Raw genomic sequence first — 20,388 nt, 5'->3', positions numbered from 1 at the left:
GCGGCAAGACTCGAACCGCCGGAGGATGCCGATGCCGCTTTATGCCCTTGACGACCGGGTGCCGACGCTGCCCGCCGAGGACCGCTACTGGGTGGCGCCCGACGCCAATGTCATCGGCAAGGTGATCCTCGGCGAGGATGTCGGCATCTGGTTCGGCGCCACGCTGCGCGGCGACAACGAGCCGATCATCGTCGGCGCGCGCTCGAACATCCAGGAGGGCGTCGTCGTGCACACCGATCCCGGCCGGCCGGTGGTCATCGGCGAGGGCTGCACCATCGGCCACGGCGCCATCGTCCACGGCTGCACCATCGGCGACAATTCATTGGTCGGCATGGGCGCGACGGTGCTGAACGGCGCGGTGATCGGCAAAAACTGCCTCGTCGGCGCCAATGCGCTGGTGACGGAAGGAAGGGTCTTCCCGGACAATTCGCTGATCGTCGGCTCGCCGGCCAAGGCCATCCGCACGCTGGACGATGAGGCCATCGAAGGCCTGAAGCGCTCGGCCGAAAGCTACGTGCGCAACTGGCAGCGCTTCAAGAAGGGGCTGAAGCCTCTCGCCTGAAATCAGGCACAGCCCGCACAGGTGCCCCGGATCTCGATCGTCGTCTTGCCGGTCTTGAAGTTGCGGTCGCGGGCAAAGCCCCTCAGCCGTTCCTCGATCACATGGTCGTGGAACTCCGTCACCTTGCCGCAGGTCTCGCAGATCGTGAAGGCGGTGAGGCCGTGCGCGTGGCAATCCTCTTCCGGATGGGCGCAGGCGACGAAGGCGTTGATGCTTTCAAGCCGGTGCACGAGGCCGAATTCCAGCAGCTTGTCCAGCGCCCGGTAGACCTGCAAGGGCGCGCGGAACCCGCTGTCGCGCAGCTTGTCGAGGATGGAATAGGCGCTGAGCGGGCCGTCGGAATGCGACAGCACGTCGAAGACGAGGCCCTGGTTGCGCGTCAACTGTTGCGTGGTCATGCGGGACCTTTCTGGCTTGCCGCCGGATGCTCCGCCCCGCCCGTCCTCGGCCTGGTCAGCAGGCTCAGGATGAAGAGGCCGAGCGCTGCGACCACGATCGAGGGACCGGAGGGCGTGTCGAATTTCAGGGAACCGAAGAGCCCGCCGATGACGGCGAGCGCCCCGATGAGGGATGCAAGGACGGCCATGACCTCCGGGCTCGTGGAAAAACGCCGGGCCGTCGCGGCCGGGATGATCAGGAGCGAGGTGATCAGGAGGATGCCGACGATCTTCATGGAGATGGCGATGACGAGCGCCATCAACAGCATGAAGGCGAGCCGCGCCCGTTCCGGCTGCAGGCCCTCGGCCTCCGCCAGTTCGGGATTCACGGTGGAGGCGATCAGCGGCCGCCACATCCAGACGATGGCGAAGAGCACGAGGATGCCCCCGCCCCAGACGAGGTCCACGTCGGCGCGCGAGACGGCGAGGATATCGCCGAACAGGAAGCCGACGAGGTCGATCCGCACCCAGGTCATGAAGGAGACGATGACGAGGCCGATGGCGAGCGTCGCATGGGAGAGGATGCCGAGCAGCGCATCGGTGGAGAGCGTGCCGCGCTTCTGGAGCAGCAGCAGCAGGATGGAGACCGTGGCGGCCACGGCAAAGACGCTGATGAGGAGATTGAAGCTCATCAGCAGCGACAGCGCGACGCCGAGCAGCGCCGAATGCGCCATCGTGTCGCCGAAATAGGCCATGCGCCGCCAGACGACGAAGCAGCCGAGCGGGCCGGTGGTGAGCGCAAGGCCGACGCCGGCGACGAGCGCGCGCAGGAAGAAATCGTCAAGCATCGCGCCGCTCCCTTCGCCGGCGGCGGGCGCCGGGCCGTGATCGTGGCCGCAGGCGCAGTTCGGCCCGGGCGTATGGACGATGCGCATCGGCCCCGCCTTGCCGCCGCTCGGCAGGATATCGCCGTGGTGGCCGTCGTCCGGCCGGCAATCGCTGGTGATCGAGCCGTCGGCATGCAGCACGCGGCCGTCCGGCAGGTGCGTATGGTCGTGATGGTGGTTGTAGAAGGCAAGCGTCTGGCCGGCCCGCGCGCCGAAGAGGCGCAGATATTCCGGGCTCTGGCTGACGGTCTCCGGCGTGCCGCGGCAGCACACATGCCCGTTGAGGCAGATGACGGTGTCCGTCTCGGCCATCACGACATGAAGGTCGTGCGAGATCAGCAGGATGCCGCATCCGGTCGTGTTGCGGATGGTCTTGATGAGGTCGTAAAGCGCGATCTCGCCGGAAAAATCGACGCCCTGCACCGGCTCGTCGAGCACGAGAAGGTCGGGCTTGCGGGCGATGGCGCGGGCGAGCAGCGCGCGCTGGAACTCGCCGCCGGAAAGGTGCTGCACCTCCGCGCGGGCAAGATGGCGGATGCCGGTCGCCTCCAGCGCCGCGTCGATCTCCGCCCCCTTCAACGGCGCGGTCAGCGTCATCAGCCGGTCGACGGTGAGCGGCATGGTCCAGTCGACGGCAAGCTTCTGCGGCACGTAGCCGACCTTGAGGCCCGCCTTGCGCTCCACCCGGCCTTCGTCCGCCTTGAGAACGCCGATCGCCGCCTTGGCGGTGGTCGACTTGCCGGAGCCGTTGGGGCCGATCAGCGTGACGATCTCGCCGGGGGCGATGGAGAATTCCACGCCGCGCACGAGCCAGCGGCCCTGGCGGCGCACGCCGACGCCCGCAAGCGAGACGAGCGGCGAAATGGTCTTGGTCGGGGTCTGCAGCATCATTTTTTCCGAAAGCCTGTTGCCACCAGCTATGGCACACGTTATAGCATAACGCAATTGATGTAATAACATTACATTCATATTCAAGACGGAGATCCCCATGCAGAACACCGTACGCGCCCTCCTCCTTTCCACCGCGCTCCTTGCCGCCGGCACCGTCGTCGCCCGGGCCGAGGTGCCGGACGTGGTCGTCTCGATCAAGCCCATCCATTCGCTGGTGGCCGCGATCATGCAGGGGGTCGGCGAGCCGAAGCTCATCGTGGAAGGCGCCGCCTCGCCGCATACCTATTCGCTGAAGCCGTCCAATGCGGCGGCCTTGCAGGATGCGGACGTCGTCTTCTGGGTCGGCCACGGGCTGGAGGCGTTTTTGGAAAAGCCGCTGGAAACGCTCGGCGGCAAGGCGACGGTCGTGGAACTCGACGACACGCCGGGCCTCGAAAAGCTGCCCTTCCGCGAGGGCGGCCCCTTCGAGCCGCATGTGCATGAGGGCGAGGAAGGCCACGACCATGCCCACGAGGAGCGCGCCCATGACGAGGACGGCCACGATCACGCCGCGAAGGCGGAGGAAGACCACGATCACGAGCACGGCGAATACGACATGCATCTGTGGCTGAGCGCCGACAATGCGCGCGCCATCGCCGCCGAGGTCGCCAAGGTGCTTGCGGAAAAGGACCCGGGCAATGCCGAGGCCTACAACAAGAACCTTGCCGGCCTCAACGACCGCCTCGCCGCACTCGACACGGAGATCGCGGAGACCGTCGCGCCGGTGAAGGACAAGCCTTTCATCGTCTTCCACGACGCCTACCAGTATTTCGAGCACCGCTACGGCGTGCACGCCGCCGGCTCCATCACCGTCAGCCCGGAGACGCTGCCCGGCGCCGCGCGTCTGACGCAGATCCATGACAAGGTGAAGGCCCTTGGCGCCACCTGCGTCTTCGCCGAGCCGCAGTTCGAGCCGAAGCTTGTCAACGTGGTGATCGAGGGAACGTCCGCCAAATCCGGCACGCTCGACCCCGAAGCCGCCACGCTCGACCCCGGCCCGGACCTCTACTTCACCCTGATGAAGGGCATCGCCACGTCGCTGCGCGATTGCCTCGGCGGGGCTGGCTGAGGCGTGAGGGGAGGTCGGAGTGGAATGACAGGTCAACCAACCATCCTCCACCTCGCCGACAGGCACCTCTCCGCTATCGCTTGCTCCTACCTCTCTTTCGTCATGCTCGGGCTTGACCCGAGCATCCACAGCCCCGGGTGCGGCATGGATCCTCGGGTCAAGCCCGAGGATGACGAAGGAGGAGGGGCACGGCGTAAGACAAGATACGACACAAGAAGAGTCACTGTACAAGGCGCGGCGCAGCACAAGGCGAGCGGCACAAGACGAGGCGCAGCGCGAGACAAAGCGAGAAGCCGCCTGACGGCGGAAATTTGCCAATCCCATAGGACAAAGGCGGGAACCATCCCGCTTTCTTCAGCCCCATCAATGAAATGATATAACATTAAAGGCCAGCCAACATGGACAACCGCCTCCCCGTCACCGTCCTTTCCGGCTTTCTCGGCGCCGGCAAGACGACGGTGCTGAACCATGTGCTCACCAACCGCAGCGGCCTGCGCGTCGCCGTCATCGTCAACGACATGAGCGAGGTGAACATCGACGCCGCGCTCATCCGCGAGGGCGGGGCGGACCTGTCGCGCACCGGCGAGCAGCTCGTGGAGATGACGAACGGCTGCATCTGCTGCACGCTGCGCGACGATCTCCTCACCGAGGTGCGCCGCCTCGCCGAGATGGACCGCTTCGACTACCTGCTGATCGAATCGAGCGGCATTTCCGAGCCGCTGCCCGTTGCCGCCACCTTCGACTTCCGCGACGAGGACGGCCGCAGCCTGTCGGATGTCGCCCGCCTCGACACGATGGTGACGGTGGTGGACGCGGCGAACCTCCTCAGGGACTACGGCTCGCAGGATTTCCTCGCCGAGCGCGGTGAGACGACCGGCGAAGGCGACACGCGCACGCTGGTGGAACTGCTGGTCGAGCAGATCGAGTTTGCCGACGTGGTGGTGCTCAACAAGGCGGGCGCGGCCAGTCCCGCCGATCTTCTTGCCGCCCGGCAGATCGTCGCCGGCCTCAACGCCGCCGCCCGCGTGATCGAGACGGACTACGGCTGTATCGAGCTTGCCGATATCCTCGGCACCGGCCGCTTCGATTTTGAGAAGGCGAGCGAGCATCCGCTCTGGTTCAAGGAACTGCACGGTTTCAGGGACCATGTGCCGGAGACCGAGGAATACGGCATCCGCTCCTTCGTCTACCGCGCGCGAAAACCGTTTCACCCCGCCCGCTTCAAGGCCTTTCTCGACGAGAGCTGGCCGGGCGTCATCCGCGCCAAGGGCTTCTTCTGGCTGGCGACCCGCCCGCACCATGTCGGCGAGGTGAGCCAGGCGGGCGCGCTCGTCAGAAGCGGGCGGCTCGGCCTCTGGTGGGCCGCCGTGCCCGAGCGGCACTGGCCTGAGGACGAGGCGGCGCGCGAGGCCATCGCCCGCAGTTGCGATCCGGTCTGGGGCGACCGGCGGCAGGAGCTCGTCTTCATCGGCACGGACCCGATGGAGGAGGCCGACATCCGCCGCCGGCTCGATGCCTGCCTCGTCGAGGACGAGGCCTTCGAGCCGGCCCGCTGGGCGAACCTGCCGGACCCCTTCCCGCTGTGGATCCGCCAGGCCGGCTGATCAGGAAAGCGCGGTATAGGCGAAGCGCGCAAAATCCGCAGGAGCCGCGCGCCCGGTGATATCGAAGGCGAACATGCCGACGAAGGCGCCGGTGAAGGAGCCGTGCTCGCCCCGCCCGCCCTCGTCGGAGACGACGCCGGCATCCAGCACCGGGCCGATCGCCTGCCAGTCACTGGCTCCGGCCGGGCGCCAGAAGAAGCGGAGATCGTTGCCGCGCACCTCCGCCGCCAGCTCCAGCGGCCCCTCGCCTACGGCAACGCCGCTGCCGACGGGGAACGTCAGGCTGCCGTCCGGGTAGTCGCCGGGGCAGGAGAGGATCGTCAGCACGCGGCCGAGCGTCTCGTGCATGGTGAGGCCGAGCGCATGGAACTTGTAGCGGTTGTAGTAATGGGTGAGCCCGGCGACCTGCTGGTAGACCTCCGGCGCCGCCTCGACCGTCGTTTCGGCACGAAAATCGTGATGCTCCTGCCGGCGCGCCACCAGCGCCTGCTCGAACCAGCTTCCGATGCTCTCGCGCCCGAAGAGCCTCAGATGTCCCGGCCGGGCCGAAAGCGAGAAGATGCGCTCCGGCTCCGGCGTGCGCAGCCACTGGAAATCGGCCGGCAAGCTCCCTTCGGAGAAAGCGCAGGAAACGCTTTGCGGCTTTTCGGCCGTCGCTGCACCGTCCGGCGCGGGAACCTCTACTTCCGGCACGGGCGAGCCGTGCTCCAGATAGAGCCAGCCGTCGTCGCGCCAGACACATTTCTGCAACGCCGTCTCGCGGCCCAGCGTGCAGCGGCGCTGCGGCGGCAGCGGGCGGCCGCAAAGATGGGTGTGATAGGCCTCGCCCGCCGGCGTCTCGACATATTGCCCGTGCCCCGCCCGCTGGAGCAGCGCTTCCGGATGATCCTTCGCCGTGATGAGGTGGATGTCCGGATGCATCTCGTAGGGACCGTCGATGGTGCGGGAGCGCGCCATGGTCACGACATGGTCGTAGCCCGTGCCGCCCTCGGCCGTGGTGAGATAGTACCAGCCATTGCGGCGGAAGAGATGCGGCCCCTCCACCAGCCCCTGCCGGCTGCCGGCGAAGATATTCTTCACCGGGCCGACGAGGCGTTTTTCCTTCGCATCCCATTCCTGAAGCAGGATGCCGTCGAAGGCATTGTGCGCGGCGCCCGTATGGTTCTCCGGCCGGTGGTTCCACTGCATGTTGAGGAACCATTTGCGGCCGTCCTCGTCATGGAAGAGCGAGGGGTCGAAGCCGGAGGAATTGACATAGACCGGATCGGACCACTCGCCGTCCACGGCGGAGGCCGTGACGATGTAGTTGTGCGCGTCCTTGAAATTGCCGTCGAAGCGCTTGACGTCCGTATAGACTAGCCAGAACTGCCCGTCGGCATAGGAGAGGCACGGCGCCCAGACGCCGCAGCTGTCCGGATTGCCGCGCATGTCGAGCTGGCTCTTTCGCTCCAGCGGCCGCTTGACCAGCCGCCAGTTCACGAGGTCGCGCGAATGGTGGATCTGCACGCCCGGATACCATTCGAAGGTGGAGGTGGCGATGTAGTAGTCCTCGCCCACCCGGCAGATCGAGGGGTCCGGGTTGAAGCCCGGCAGGATCGGGTTGCGGATCATCGGTTCCTCCCAAGAATGATGCACGTACGTCAGATGCGTATCGAAAAAAGCCGCCCGAACCTTTCGCCCGGGCGGCCCTGAAATTAATCGAGCTCGGCGGAGCGCTTCCACAGGTTGATGTCCGCGCCCTCGCTGTAGCGGTCGATCTCGGCCAGCTCTTCCGCCGTGAAGTCCCGCTTCTCCAGCGCCTTGACGCAATCGACGATCTGCGCCGAGCGGCTGGCGCCGATCAGGGCGGAGGTGATGCGCCCGCCGCGCAGCACCCAGGAGATGGCCATCTGCGCCAGCGTCTGGCCGCGCTTCTCGGCGATCCCGTTGAGCTTGCGGATATTGTCGATGATCTCCGGACGGATGAAGTCCTTCTTGAGGAAGTGGTTCAGCGCCGCGCGGCTATCACCCGGAATGCCGCCGAGATATTTTGCCGTCAGCATGCCCTGCGCCAGCGGCGAGAAGACTATGGAGCCGATGCCGAGCTCTTCCAGCGTGTCGACGAGGCCGTCCGTCTCGATCCAGCGGTTGAGCATGGAATAGCTCGGCTGGTGGATGAGGCAGGGCGTGCCGAGGTCCTTCAGGATCGCCGCGGCCTCACGGGTGCGCTGCGAATTGTAGGAGGAGATGCCGACATAGAGCGCCCGGCCGGAGCGCACGATATGGTCGAGCGCGGCGCAGGTCTCTTCCAGCGGCGTGTCCGGGTCGAAGCGGTGCGAATAGAAGATGTCGACATAGTCGAGGCCCATGCGCTTGAGGCTCTGGTCGCAGGAGGCGATCAGGTACTTGCGGCTGCCCCATTCGCCATAGGGCCCCTGCCACATGTTGTAGCCGGCCTTGGAGGAGATGATCAGCTCGTCGCGCAGGTCCCGGAAATCGGTGCGCAGGATCTCCCCGAAGGCGATCTCGGCCGAGCCGGGCGGCGGGCCGTAGTTGTTGGCGAGGTCGAAATGGGTGATGCCGAGGTCGAAGGCCGTGCGGCACATGTCGACCTTGCGCTCGTGCGGCGTGTCGTCGCCGAAATTGTGCCACAGCCCCAGCGAGATCGCCGGCAGCTTCAGGCCGGAGCGCCCCACGCGGTTATAGGTCATCGTATCGTAACGGTTTTCCGCCGGCTGCCAGGCCATGGTGTCTTCCTTTGCTGTACTCGGGTTGCGCCTGCATAGCGCTCTCATGCTGGTATTCACAAGGGGGAATTGCCCCTCACCCTAACCCTCTCCCCGCAAGCGGGGAGAGGGGACTCGCCCCACGCGATGTTCGAGATTCGGGAAACCGGCACGGCATATCCCTTCGCCCCGCTTGCGGGGAGAAGGTCGCGGCAGCGGGATGAGGGGCTTTCCCTTCCCCTACCGAAGCAGCGCCCGCGCCTCCTCGATGCCGAGCGCCGCCGGCTGGGTGCAGGTGGTCACGATATCCACGGCCCTGCCCTCCTCCGCCGAGCGCAGGATCGCCGTCAGGACGTCGATCGTGTGCAGCGAGCGGTCGAGCGAGCAGCGGTAGTCGCGGCCGGTGGTCACGGCCTCCATCATGTCGGCAAGGCCGATGCCGCGGTAGTTGGCCTGCGTGCCCCAGTCGAACTCGTAGTTCCGCGCCGTCAGCGGATGGTCCCAGACCTCGACTTCCTTCGGCTCCCGGTCGTTGCCGGCGACCTCGACCGTGCCGCCGAAGAAATTCGGATCCGGCACGAAGACGGCGCCCTCGGTGCCGTAAAGCTCCATGTTCTGGTGGCGGTGCGCCCAGACGTCCCAGCTCGCCATCAGCGCCACCTGCGCGCCGCTGACAAATTCGAGAATGGCGTGGATGTTCGTCGCGACGCTCACCGGCACCGCCTCGCCCTGGCGCGGGCCGTTGCCGATCACCCGCGCCTCGCGCGCCTTGTTGGCGAGCGCCACGACGCGCTTCACCGGGCCGACGAGGTTGACGAGGTTGTTGACGTAGTAGGGGCCCATGTCGAGGATCGGCCCGCCGCCGGGCGCGAAGAAGAAGTCCGGGTTCGGATGCCAGCTCTCCATGCCCGGCCCCAGCACATGGGCCGTGCCCGACATGATCTTGCCGACCCTGCCGCTGTCGATGAGGTGGCGCACGAACTGGTGCGCGCCGCCGAGATAGGTATCCGGCGCAGAGCCGACCTTCAGGCCCCTCGCGTCGGCGATGCGGCGCAGGTCCTCGCCCTGCTCCAGCGAGAGCACGAAGGGCTTTTCCGAATAGACGTGCTTGCCGGCTTCGAGCGCCTTCTTCGAGACCGGGTAATGCGCCTCCGGCACCGTCAGGTTGACCACCACGTCGACCGCCGGGTTGGCGAGCAGCTCATCGATCTCCTCGGCCGGGACGCCGAACTCCTCGGATCGCGCCTTGGAAGCCGCGGGATTGATATCGGCGCAGGCGACGAGCTTCAGATTCCTGAACATCGGGATCAGCTTGAAGTAAGCGCCCGAAATATTGCCGCAGCCGATGATGCCGACTCCGTATTCCTTGCTCATGACGGTCCGTCCTCAGAATGCCTTGATGGTTGCGATCGAGCGGGTGGCAAGCCGGGTGATGTCCTTCGGATTGTCGTGCTCGACGATGAAATGCCTGACGGGCGAGCCGGCGAGCGCCTTGGCGAGGTCGGCCCACGGCACGGTGCCGTGGCCGACATCGGCCCAGCCGTCCTCGTCGGCATTCTCGCCCTTCGGCGCGATGTCCTTGACATGGACCGCGGTGATGCGGTTGCCGTATTTCGCGATCCACGCGAAGGGATCGGCCCCGCCGCGGATGATCCAGGCGATATCCGCCTCCCAGGCAAGGTCCGGCCCGCCGGCAAAAAGATGGTCGAGCGGCACCGTGCCGTCCGGCAGGGTGAAGAACTCGAAATCGTGGTTGTGCCAGCCGAAGGTGAGGCCCGCCGCGCGGATCGGCGCACCGGCCTTCTGGAGCCGCGCGCCGAAGGCATGCCAGCCGGCACCGTCCGTCGGCCGGTCCTCCGGCATCAGATAGGGGCAATAGACGGCCTCGATGCCGAGCGTGCGGCAGATGGCGATCACCCGCTCCGGCTCGCCCTCCAGCATGTCGAGGCCGAAATGGGCGGTGGGCATGGCAAGGCCGTTGCGGTCGAGATCGGCCTTCACGTCCGCGATGGCCGCGTCGTCGAGCGAGGCGTAGAGCGCGCCGTAGCCTTCCACCTGCTTGTAGCCGGCATCGGCGAGGATGCGGAATATGCCGGAAAAGGGCTGGAAACTGCGGGCGCTGTAGAGCTGGAAGCTGACTGTCTGCATGGATGTCTCCTCGTGCTATTCGGTGTCGGTCTGGCAGGAATGAAGGTCGAGCCAGCGGAATTTCGGAGCCGCCCCGCCTTGCGCGGGCGTGAAGGTGACGGTGCGGCGCGCGCCGGCCGTCAGGTCGAAAGCGTTGTCGGACCAGCGGCCGGGAACGTCCGCCTCCAGCATGACATGCAGCGCAAGGCCGCTCGCCAAGGCCGTGACGGCGAAGGCGCCGTCGCCGCGCGGCGAAACGTCGAGCGCCAGGCCGGAGGGCTCGAGGTCGAGCGCCTTGTAGTTGACCGAGACGTGGTGCCCCTCGCCCGTCATGCCGTTCGAGGCCTCGAAAGACCAGAAGAGCAGCGTGTCCTCCGGCAGGTCGGCCGCAAAGACGGAGATCAGCATCTCCGCCCTGTCCGGCCCGCAGACGCCCTCGGCGCTGCGATAGGGCCGGCGCTCGCCGGAAAGCGAGACGAGCCAGGTGTCGAGCCTGACGCTGACGGGCTCGGCCGTGTCGTTGACGACGGAAAAGCCGATGGTCTCGCCGTCCTTCGAGGGGATGGCCGCGACGGCGACGGGCTGGAAGAAGCGGCGCACCATATAGTGCATGGCCTTCCAGCTTCCGCCGTAGTCGAGGCTCGACCAGGAGGCGACGGGCCAGGTGTCGTTGAGCTGCCAGTAGAGCGTGCCCATGCAATGAGGCTTCAGCGAGCGCCAGTATTCGACGGCCGTGCGGATGGCGAGGCCCTGCTGGATCTGGCTGAGATAGACGAAGCTCGGAAAATCCTTCGGGAAGCGGAAGTAGCGGAACATGGTGCCGGCGATGCGCTCGTTGCCGCCGGCATTCTTCTGGTGGCTCTCCATGACGGGAGACGCGATGTTCATGTCCTTCCGTTCGGCGAAGGTCTCCATCACCGGCATGGAGGTATAGGACTGGAAGCCGAATTCCGAGCAGAAGCGCGGGCGCACGGTGCGGTAGTTGTCGAAGGACTTGTTCTCGTGCCAGACGGACCAGTAGTGCATGTCGCCGGACCCGTCCGCATGCCAGGCGTCGCCGAAGTCGAGATAGCCGGAAGCGGGGCTGGAAGGCCACCAGATCGCGCCGGGCGCCGCCTTCTTCATCGCCACCTCGATGGTGCGGTTGAGGCGGTCGTAGGAGACGAGGTAGCGGTCGCGGTTCTCGCGGCTGACGTCGAACCAGGTCAGCGCGCCGACCAGCTCGTTGTCGCCGCACCACAGTACGATGGACGGGTGCGAGGCGAGCCGCCTCACCTGATAGTCGACCTCGGCGGCGACATTGTCGAGGAAATCGACGGTCGAGGGATAGAGGTTGCAGGCGAACATGAAGTCCTGCCAGACCATCAGGCCGAGTTCGTCGCAGATATCGTAGAACCAGTCCGGCTCGTAGAAGCCGCCGCCCCACACGCGGATCATGTTCATGTTGGCGGCGGCGGCCGATTGCAAGAGGTCACGCACGCCGGCGGGCGTGATGCGCGAAGGGAGCGCGTCGGCGGGAATCCAGTTGGCGCCGCGGCAGAAGATTTCCCGGCCGTTGACCTTGAGCGCGAAGCGGCTGCCGGCCTCGTCCCTGTCGGTAATGAGTTCCACCTGCCTGAGGCCGACGCGGCGCACCACCGTCTCCGTCGGCGTCTCGACGCGCACGGCATAGATCGCCTGCTCGCCGTGCCCCGCCGGCCACCAGAGCGCCGGCTTTTCGATGTGGAACATGTGGGTGAGGTGCGTTTCACCCGCATTGACGCCGACGTCGAGCCGCACCCGCTCCTCGCCGAGCGCGAAATGCACCGGCAGGATGCCCGGCTCACCGGCATGGAAGGTGGCAGTGACATAGAGGTCGACCGCGCCGTCGGCATGGTGGAACTGCCGGGTCGTCACATGCTCGATGCGGGCGACCTCCAGCTTGCGCAGCACGATCCCGCCATAGATGCCGAACGGGGCGATGGCGATGTTCCAGTCCCAGCCGAAATGGCATTGCGGCTTTCGCAGCATGTTGCCGTTCGGGATCGGCGAGTTGCCGGTGGACCAGGGGATGAAGAAGGGCTGCTCGGCCTGCCGCGCCGCGCCCGCCGCGATGGCGGAATGGATGACGACCTTCACCGTGTTCTCGCCGGCCCTCAGCGCATCGGTGACGTCCGGCCGGTAGCGGCGGAAGCAATTGTCCATGTCCTCGACGAGGACGCCGTTCACATAGACCGAGGCGACGGTGTCGATGCTGCTTATATCGAGATACCAGCCGCCCTCCAGCATTTCCGGCGCGAGGTCGAACGTGCGCTCGATCGCCCAGTCCTTCCCGGCCACCCATTGCACGTCCCGCTCGTTGCGGCCGGCATAGGGATCGGGAATGAGGCCGGCGGCGATGAGCGCGCTGTGCACATCGCCCGGCACCGGCATGGGCGCGGTATGGGCGCCGTCCGTGCTGGTCAGCGTCCAGGTGCCGGAAAGGTCGATGGCGGTGGTGACGGAGATCTGGGTCATGACGATATCTCTAAGGCGTATATTGGGGCGCCACCCCCTCTGCCCTGCCGGGCATCTCCCCCACAAGGGGGGAGATTGGCAAGATGAAAGGACGGCGTACAAACTGCGACGTCCACGATGGACGGGGCGCTGCTCCATCCGATCTCCCCCCTTGTGGGGGAGATGCCCGGCAGGGCAGAGGGGGGTGTCACCGCAACGGCAGCGCGCCCCTAGATCCGCTCCTCCGTCCCCGCATCGAACAGCGAGGCCAGTCCCATGTCGAAGGAGAGCCGCACCGCCGTGCCGGGGGCGAAGCGCCGTGCGCCGCCGACGCGGACGGACATGCTGTGGCCGGCATGTTTCAGCCAGAGGAGGTTGTCCGCCCCCATCGGCTCCTCGATGTCGACGGTCGCCTGATGAACCTCTTCGGCCCCGTCCTCGTCGACCTTCACATGCTCCGGCCTGACGCCGAGCACGACCTTGCGGCCCGGCTGGAGCGCCTCGCCGGCCGCATAGCCGTCGAGCGAGAAATCGACCCCGTTCGTGGCAAAGGCCGGCCTGCCGCCCCGCTCGACGATTTCGCCGTGCAGGAAATTCATCGACGGCGAGCCGATGAAGCCGGCGACGAACATGTTCCTCGGCATGTTGTAGATCGTGTTCGGATCGGCAAGCTGCTGGATGACGCCGCTCTTCATGATGGCGATGCGGTCGGCGAGCGTCAGCGCCTCGATCTGGTCGTGGGTGACGTAGATCATCGTGTTCTTCAGCGACTGGTGCAGCCGCTTGATTTCCACGCGCAGTTCCGAGCGGAGTTTCGCGTCGAGGTTGGAGAGCGGCTCGTCGAAGAGGAAGACGTCGACGTCGCGCACCAGCGCCCGGCCGATGGCGACGCGCTGGCGCTGGCCGCCGGAAAGGGCCGACGGCTTGCGTTTCAGAAGCGGGCCGATCTGCAGGATCTCGGCGGCGCGGGCGACGCGCTTGTCGATCTCGGCCTTCGCCATCCCTGCGACCTTGAGGCCGAAGGAAAGGTTCTTCTCCACCGTCATCTGCGGATAGAGCGCGTAGGACTGGAACACCATGCCGATGCCGCGGTCCTTGGGCTCCTCCCAGGTGACGTTCCGGTCCTTGATGAAGATCTGACCGCCGGTCGGCTCCAGAAGCCCGGCGATGCAGTTGAGCAGGGTCGACTTGCCGCAGCCGGACGAGCCGAGAAGGACGAGGAATTCGCCCTCGCCGATATCGAGGTTGAGGTCCTTGAGCACGCTCACCGAGCCGAAGCTCAAGGAAAGGTCCCTGATGGATACGGAATGCTGCATGGCTTAACCCTTGACTGCGCCGGCGGCGATGCCGCGGACGAAGAGCCGTCCCGACACGAAGTAGACGATGAGCGGGACCGCGCCTGTCAGAAGCGTCGCGGCCATGTTGACGTTGTATTCCTTCACCCCCTGGACGGAGTTGACGATGTTGTTGAGCTGCACCGTCATCGGGTAGGTATCCGGCCGGGTGAAGACGACGCCGAAGAGGAAGTCGTTCCAGATGCCGGTGATCTGCAGGATCATCGCCACGACGAAGATCGGCATCGACATGGGCAGCATGATGCGGCCGTAGATCTGCCAGAACCCGGCGCCGTCGATGCGCGCGGCCTTGAACAGCTCCTCCGGCAGGGAGGCGAAATAGTTGCGGAAGAGCAGCGTCAGGATCGGCATGCCGAAGATCGTGTGCACGATGACGAGGCCGGTGAGCGTGCCGTAGATGCCCATTTCCCGAAGCACGATGACGATGGGGTAGATCATCACCTGGTAGGGAATGAAGGCGCCGACGATGAGGATGGTGAAGAACACCTCCGCGCCCTTGAACCTCCAGTTGGCGAGCGCATAGCCGTTGACCGAGGCGACGAGGATCGAGATCAGCGTCGAGGGCACGGTGATGCGCACCGAATTCCAGAAGCCGCGCGAAAGCCCGTCGCAGTTGAGGCCGGTGCAGGCGGTCGCCCAGGCCTTCGCCCAAGGCTCGAAGGTGATTTCCACCGGCGGCGAGAAGATGTTGCCGAGGCGGATTTCCGGCATGCCCTTCAGCGACGTGACGATCATCACGTAGAGCGGCAGCAGGTAATAGAGCGCGGCGACGAGCAGCGTGCCGTAGAGCACGATGTTGCGGCGGGAAAGGGCCCGGCGGGGCTTTGCGCCCCAGGGCTCGGCCCCCGGCTTGAGGACGACGGGATCAGGCACGCTTGCGTCCTCCGAATTCGAGATAGGCCCACGGGACGATGATGATGGCGACGGTGACGAGCATCATGGTCGAGGCGGCAAAGCCCTGGCCGAGATTCTGCGCGAGGAACATGTAGTCGTAGACATATTTCGCCGGCACTTCGGACGAGATGCCCGGCCCGCCGCTAGTCTGCGCCACCACGAGGTCGTAGACCTTGACGATGCCGCTCGCGATGATGACGAGCGTGGTGATGAAGACGGGGCGCATCATGGGAATGACGATGAAGAGATAGGTCCGCCACATCGGGATGCCGTCGACGCGCGCGGCCTTCCAGATATCCTCGTCGATGCCGCGCAGGCCTGCCAGCAGCAGGCACATGACGAGCCCGGTACCCTGCCAGAGCCCGGCGATCAGCACGCCGTAGATGACGATCTTGGAATTGTAGAGCGGGTCGAAGGCAAAGCTCTCCCAGCCGAGCGCGCGCACGACGGACTGCACGCCGAATTCCGGGTTCAGGATCCATTGCCAGACGAGGCCGGTGACGATGAAGGAAAGCGCGAAAGGATAGAGGAAGATCGTGCGGAACGTGTTCTCGAAGCGGATCTTCTGGTCCATCAGCGCCGCCAGCACGAAGCCGATCACCAGGCTGAACACCAGCGTGAAGAGGCCGTAGATGGCGAGATTCTCGATCGAGACGATCCAGCGCGGCGCGGCCCACAGCCGCTCGTACTGGTCGAAACCGACGAACTTCGCCCGCGGCAGCAGCTTGGAATTGGTGAACGAATAGACGACCGTCCAGATCGTGCCGCCAAGGAAGATGACGACGGCGGTCAGGATCATGGGGATCGAGGCAATCTTGGCATTGAGATTGCGCAGCAATTGGCTGGGGCGCCCGGCATGTGGCTGGCCCGTCATGGGTCACTCCTTCCTGGTCTCGAGCGGAAGCACCGGCGCCCTCCTACGGGCGCCGGTGCCGGCCGATGGCCGATCAGTCCGCCGAGGCGATGATCTCGGCGAAGCGCTTCTGCGCGTCTTCCGGCGTCAGCGAAGGATTGGCGAAGAACTCGGAGAAGAGGTCTTCCTTCTGCTTCTGGGTGTCGGCCGAAAGCAGCTGGTCGGTCCACTCGATCACATTGCCCTTGGCAAGGATGTCGAGGCCCTTCTTCATGCAGTCGTTGGCGGCGGCAAGGTCGACGTCGCCGCGCACGGGCAGCGAGCCCTTCTTCAGGTTGAAGGCGACCTGCGTGGCCGGGGCGAGCAGCGTGGAGGCGAGCACCTCCTGCGCCTTCGACTTCTCCTCGTCCTTGAGCAGCGGGAAGTAAAAGGCGTCGCCCCCGGTGGCGATCACGTCGGTCACGCCGAGGCCCGGAAGGCAGCTGTAGTCCTTGCCGGCGACCTGGCCGGCGAGCGCGAATTCGCCCTGCGCCCAGTCACCCATGATCTGGCCGCCGGCCTTGCCGGTGATGACCATGTTGGTGGCCTGGTTCCAGTCCTGCACGTTGGTGCCCTTGGACATGCGGCGCGCATCGTCCGCCGCCTTGAAGACCTTGGCCATTTCCGGGCCTGCGGCCATGTCCGCATCCTTGTCCTTGAACACCTTGTAGAAGGTGTCCTTGCCGGCAAGGGCGAGCATCAGCACGTCGAAGGCGCCCGAAGCCTGCCAGGCCTGCCCGCCGACGGCGAGCGGAACGATGCCGGCCTTTTCCAGCGCGGGCGCGGCGGCGACGAACTCGTCCCAGTTCTTCGGAACCGCGACGCCGGCCTTCTCGAAGGCCGCGTTGGACAGCCACAGCCACTGCCAGGAGTGGATGTTGACCGGGGCGCAATAGATCTTGCCGTCGATCGTGCAGCTATCGAGCAGGCTGGCCGGCTTGATGACGTCCTTCCAGTGCTCGCGGGTCGCCACATCGGTGAGGTCGCGCATCAGGCCCGCCTCCACCAGCTCCTCGGCCTGGCGGCCGTGGTTGAACTGCGTGGCGCCCATCGGGTCGCCCCCGGTGATGCGGCTGATCATGATCGGACGGGCGGTGCCGCCCGATCCGGCGATCGCGCCGTCGACCCACTTGTTGCCGGTGGCGTCGAAGGCCTTGGCAAGTTCGGCGACCGCCGCGGCTTCCCCGCCGGACGTCCACCAATGGGTTACTTCGAGATCGGTCGCGTTGGCCGCGCCGAGCGGCAGCAGGACGCTGGCGGCAAGAACAGCAGCCATCGAACGGATTTTCATGAGTCTCCTCCCTCACTGAAACGTTACCGTAAAAACTTAGTCCAATCGATTTAATCGCGCAACCGCCCTTCCCGGCCAAAAGCGTGTTTTCCCGGAAATCGGCGTTTCCTGCGCCCTCCCATAGCCTCCAAATCCACAACGCGAAGCAGAATAAATATGTGATTTTTCTTAATATAATTGATTTCCGCCCATCCATGTGAGCGCACCTGCAATATTTACCGATTTGCGGTGCAACACCGCCCTCTCGGCATGAAAACCGGCCCTTTCCGGAAAATTCGGCTCGACAAAGCGACTGTATCGTTACAGATTTGGAGCCAACTCCGCGAGGGAGTGGCAGCGGGTGGCAAACCATGTATAACCTGCCGCTAATGGGATGAGGTGACGGGCAGGGAATGGACAGGACGACGCGCGACAGTCAGGCGGCACCTCCGCCCAGCAGCGAACGGCCGACGCTGAAGACGATCGCCTTCATGACCGGCCTCGGCATCACCACCGTGTCGCGCGCCCTCAAGGACGCGCCGGACATCGGCGCGGAGACGAAGGAGCGCGTGCGCCTCGTCGCCCGCCAGATCGGCTACCAGCCGAACCGCGCGGGCGTGCGCCTTCGCACCGGCAAGACGAACGTGATCAGCCTCATCCTCAGCCTGGAAGAGGAAATCATGGGCCTGACGAGCCCCATGGTGATCGGCATTTCCGAGGTTCTTGCGGCAACGCAGTACCATCTCGTCGTCACGCCCTACCGCACGCAGGGCAATGCGCTCGATCCGGTACGCTACGTGCTGGAGACGGGCGCCGCCGACGGCGTCATCATCTCGCGCACCGAGCCGAAGGACCCGCGCGTCGCGCTGATGATGGAGCGCAACTTCCCCTTCGTCACGCACGGTCGCACGGAAATGGGGCTCTCCCATCCCTATCACGACTTCGACAACGAGCGCTTCGCCTACGAGGCGGTGCGCAAGCTCGTCGAGCGCGGCCGCAGGCGGCTTGCGCTGTTCCAGCCGCCGCAATACCTGACCTTCTACCTGCACATGCGGGCCGGGTTCGAGAAGGGCATCCGCGACTTCGGCGCGACGGCCGTGCCCTTCAACGAGGTGAACCTCGACAACAACCTCATCGAGGTCCGCAACGCCGCCGAGACGCTCTTCGGCGGCGAGGGCGCACCGGACGGCATCGTCTCGGGCAGCGGCGCGGGCGCGGTCGCCCTCATCGCCGCGCTGGAGGCGAAAGGCCGCAAGCTCGGCGCCGATATCGACATGGTCTCCAAGGAACCGCAGATGTTCCTGCAATGGCTGCGGCCCGAGGTCGTGACCATGCGCGAGGACATCCGCCTCGCCGGCCGCGAACTGGCAAAGGCCGTCCTCGCCCGCATCGACGGCATTCCGGCGGAGGAGTTGCAGACGCTGAGCGAGCCGCTTCCGGTGGGGAATGCATAAGACCCCTCACCTGCCTGCCGGCATCCTCTCCCCACAAGGGGGAGAGGAACGCAAGCCGAAAGGTTTTCCTCCTTGAGAGGCCAAGAAGGAAAGAGGCCGGTGCCCCATTCGTCCTCTCCCCCCTGTGGGGAGAGGATGCCGGCAGGCAGGTGAGGGGTTTGCGCCCTCGCCAAAGCAAAACGGCCCGGTCTTGCAACCGGGCCGCTCCGTATCAAGCTCTGAAAACCTCAGCCGTTCAGCCCCGAGCCCCATGGGCCGTGGTGGCTGTCGGCGCCGTCGACGCGGTCGAAGCCGTGGGCGCCGAAGAAGTCGCGCTGGGCCTGGACGATGTTGGCGGTGCCGCGGGCGCGGCGGTAGCTGTCGAAATAGCCGAGCGCCGAGGCGAGCGCGGGAACCGGCAGGCCGTGCAGGGCGGCGGCGGAGACGACGCGGCGCAGCGCCCCGTCGGTTTCCTTCACCACGGGCGCGAAGGCCGGGGTGACGATGAGGTTCGCCGCATCCGGCGCCTTGGTGAAGGCGCTGGTGATCTCGTCGAGGAACTGCGAGCGGATGATGCAGCCGGCACGCCAGATCTTGGCGATGGTCGGCATCGGCAGGTTCCAGCCGTATTCCTTCGAGGCGGCGGCCATGACGGCGAAGCCCTGCGCATAGGCGCCGATCTTGCCGGCGAGCAGCGCGCTTTCGAGGTCCTTGAGGAAGGCGGCCCTGTCGGCGACCTGAAGGGCCGGCACGTCGGGCAGGCCGAGGATCTTCTCAGCCGCCTCGCGCTCGCCCTTGAAGGAGGAGATGGAGCGGGCGGCGACGGCCGCCTCGATGCCGGTCGCCGGCACGCCCATGTTCTGCGCCTCGATGGCAGACCACTTGCCGGTGCCCTTCTGGCCCGCCTTGTCGAGGATCATGTCCACCATCGGGCCGCCGCCGATCGGGTCCTTGGCGGCCAGCACCTTCTCGGTGATCTCAATGAGGTAGGATTCAAGGCGCCCCTTGTTCCATTCGCCGAAGACGGCGCCGATCTCTTCCGCGCTCATCTTCAGGCCGTCGCGCAGGATGCCGTAGATCTCGGCGATCATCTGCATGTCGGCATATTCGATGCCGTTGTGGATGGTCTTGACGAAGTGGCCGGCGCCGTTCTCGCCGAGCCAGGCGACGCAGGGCTCGTCCTTGTACGTCGCGGCAATCGAGGTCAGCACCTTCTCGACGCGCTTCCAGGAATCCTCCGTGCCGCCGACCATGATCGAGGGGCCATGGCGCGCGCCCTCTTCACCGCCGGAAACGCCCATGCCGATGAAGGTGAGGCCCGAATCCTTCAGCACATCGAAGCGGCGCATCGTGTCGCGGAAGTTCGCGTTGCCGGCATCGATCATGATGTCGTTCTTTTCGAGATAGGGGCGCAGCAGCTCCATCTGCTGGTCGACCGCAGCGCCGGCCTGGATCATGATGATGATCGGCCGCGGCGGGCGGATGGCGGCGACGAATTCCTCGATGGTCTCGCAGGGAACGATCTGGTCCTTCAGGGCGCCGGCTTCCTCGTAGAATTCCTTCGTGCGGGCCGCCGTGCGGTTGAAGACCGCGATCCTGTTGCCCTTCTCGGCAATGTTGAGCGCAAGGTTCGACCCCATTACGCCAAGGCCGATAAGCCCGATTTCCGCCTGTGCCACGATAATAACCTCCTAAGGATGGCGCGGCGGGGATGATTTCCGGAGCATGCCGGAAACGCCGCGCGAAAGAGAGTGGGAGCCGAGCTCCAGCGCTCGTGTTTTGGCATTCAAATCGATTTACGACAAGGG

The 20,388-nt window shown here is 65.7% G+C and carries 16 protein-coding genes and 1 pseudogene; 4 read left to right on the top strand and 13 right to left on the bottom strand.

All coding sequences use genetic code 11. The features are described 5' to 3' along the window. The first annotated feature begins 31 nt into the window (after positions 1–31). Complete coding sequence (locus ACZ5TO_RS06730; RefSeq protein WP_464799972.1) at positions 32–562, top strand: gamma carbonic anhydrase family protein; 531 nt, start codon at positions 32–34, stop codon at positions 560–562. Between the two features lie 2 nt (positions 563–564). Here the strand turns inward: ACZ5TO_RS06730 and ACZ5TO_RS06725 are convergent, their stop codons facing one another. From ACZ5TO_RS06725 to ACZ5TO_RS06715, 3 genes and pseudogenes are all read right to left on the bottom strand, one after another. Beyond that, a complete protein-coding gene (locus tag ACZ5TO_RS06725) occupies positions 565–960 on the bottom strand; it encodes a Fur family transcriptional regulator (RefSeq protein WP_464799971.1) in 396 nt (131 codons plus the stop codon). Beyond that, positions 957–1,787, bottom strand: coding sequence for a metal ABC transporter permease (locus tag ACZ5TO_RS06720; protein ID WP_464800342.1), 831 nt, complete (start codon positions 1,785–1,787; stop codon positions 957–959). Before ACZ5TO_RS06720 ends, ACZ5TO_RS06725 begins: the two co-directional genes overlap by 4 nt. A 33-nt stretch (positions 1,788–1,820) precedes the next feature. After that, positions 1,821–2,714: pseudogene (locus ACZ5TO_RS06715) on the bottom strand (ATP-binding cassette domain-containing protein); the annotation flags it as partial. 100 nt (positions 2,715–2,814) lie between these two features. On the opposite strand from ACZ5TO_RS06715, the gene znuA reads away from it, so the two are divergent. Beyond that, positions 2,815–3,825: a zinc ABC transporter substrate-binding protein ZnuA gene (znuA, locus tag ACZ5TO_RS06710; protein WP_464799970.1), complete on the top strand. Its 1,011-nt coding sequence runs from the start codon at positions 2,815–2,817 to the stop codon at positions 3,823–3,825. A gap of 398 nt (positions 3,826–4,223) precedes the next feature. After that, complete coding sequence (gene zigA, locus ACZ5TO_RS06705) at positions 4,224–5,429, top strand: zinc metallochaperone GTPase ZigA (protein WP_464799969.1); 1,206 nt, start codon at positions 4,224–4,226, stop codon at positions 5,427–5,429. Here the strand turns inward: zigA and ACZ5TO_RS06700 are convergent, their stop codons facing one another. The 9 genes from ACZ5TO_RS06700 to ACZ5TO_RS06660 all read right to left on the bottom strand — a co-directional run bounded on the left by ACZ5TO_RS06700 (position 5,430) and on the right by ACZ5TO_RS06660 (position 17,168). Continuing rightward, positions 5,430–7,040 (bottom strand): glycoside hydrolase family 43 protein, encoded by a 1,611-nt coding sequence (locus ACZ5TO_RS06700; RefSeq protein WP_464799968.1) that lies wholly within the window; start codon positions 7,038–7,040, stop codon positions 5,430–5,432. Between the two features lie 83 nt (positions 7,041–7,123). Beyond that, positions 7,124–8,155 carry an L-glyceraldehyde 3-phosphate reductase gene (mgrA, locus tag ACZ5TO_RS06695; RefSeq protein ID WP_184139739.1) on the bottom strand — a complete coding sequence of 344 codons (1,032 nt, stop codon included), beginning with the start codon at positions 8,153–8,155 and terminating at the stop codon, positions 7,124–7,126. A gap of 219 nt (positions 8,156–8,374) precedes the next feature. After that, a complete protein-coding gene (locus ACZ5TO_RS06690; protein WP_464799967.1) occupies positions 8,375–9,508 on the bottom strand; it encodes a Gfo/Idh/MocA family protein in 1,134 nt (377 codons plus the stop codon). A 12-nt stretch (positions 9,509–9,520) separates the two neighbouring features. Continuing rightward, positions 9,521–10,282, bottom strand: a complete 762-nt coding sequence (locus ACZ5TO_RS06685; protein ID WP_464799966.1) for a sugar phosphate isomerase/epimerase family protein — start codon at positions 10,280–10,282, stop codon at positions 9,521–9,523. A gap of 15 nt (positions 10,283–10,297) precedes the next feature. Further along, positions 10,298–12,757 (bottom strand): beta-mannosidase, encoded by a 2,460-nt coding sequence (locus ACZ5TO_RS06680; protein WP_464799965.1) that lies wholly within the window; start codon positions 12,755–12,757, stop codon positions 10,298–10,300. Positions 12,758–12,966: 209 nt separating this feature from the next. Then, positions 12,967–14,052 carry an ABC transporter ATP-binding protein gene (locus ACZ5TO_RS06675; RefSeq protein WP_464799964.1) on the bottom strand — a complete coding sequence of 362 codons (1,086 nt, stop codon included), beginning with the start codon at positions 14,050–14,052 and terminating at the stop codon, positions 12,967–12,969. 3 nt (positions 14,053–14,055) lie between these two features. Further along, on the bottom strand, positions 14,056–14,964 hold the full coding sequence (locus ACZ5TO_RS06670) for a carbohydrate ABC transporter permease (RefSeq protein ID WP_464799963.1): 909 nt from the start codon (positions 14,962–14,964) through the stop codon (positions 14,056–14,058). Beyond that, positions 14,957–15,859 carry a carbohydrate ABC transporter permease gene (locus tag ACZ5TO_RS06665; RefSeq protein ID WP_184139751.1) on the bottom strand — a complete coding sequence of 301 codons (903 nt, stop codon included), beginning with the start codon at positions 15,857–15,859 and terminating at the stop codon, positions 14,957–14,959. The genes ACZ5TO_RS06670 and ACZ5TO_RS06665 overlap by 8 nt, the downstream gene beginning before the upstream one ends. A 73-nt stretch (positions 15,860–15,932) precedes the next feature. Then, positions 15,933–17,168 carry an ABC transporter substrate-binding protein gene (locus ACZ5TO_RS06660; RefSeq protein WP_184139753.1) on the bottom strand — a complete coding sequence of 412 codons (1,236 nt, stop codon included), beginning with the start codon at positions 17,166–17,168 and terminating at the stop codon, positions 15,933–15,935. Positions 17,169–17,560: 392 nt separating this feature from the next. Between ACZ5TO_RS06660 and ACZ5TO_RS06655 the strand changes: the two genes are divergently transcribed. Next, positions 17,561–18,601, top strand: a complete 1,041-nt coding sequence (locus tag ACZ5TO_RS06655; RefSeq protein WP_464799962.1) for a LacI family transcriptional regulator — start codon at positions 17,561–17,563, stop codon at positions 18,599–18,601. 227 nt (positions 18,602–18,828) lie between these two features. Here the strand turns inward: ACZ5TO_RS06655 and gndA are convergent, their stop codons facing one another. Further along, entirely contained in the window at positions 18,829–20,259 is a 1,431-nt protein-coding gene (gene gndA, locus ACZ5TO_RS06650; protein WP_464799961.1) for an NADP-dependent phosphogluconate dehydrogenase, read from the bottom strand. Between the last annotated feature and the right edge of the window lie 129 nt (positions 20,260–20,388).

The organism is Shinella sp. Sh6, from assembly GCF_055392685.1.
Note: the sequence above shows the minus strand (reverse complement) of the source record. Positions and strands in the feature narration are given on the sequence as shown.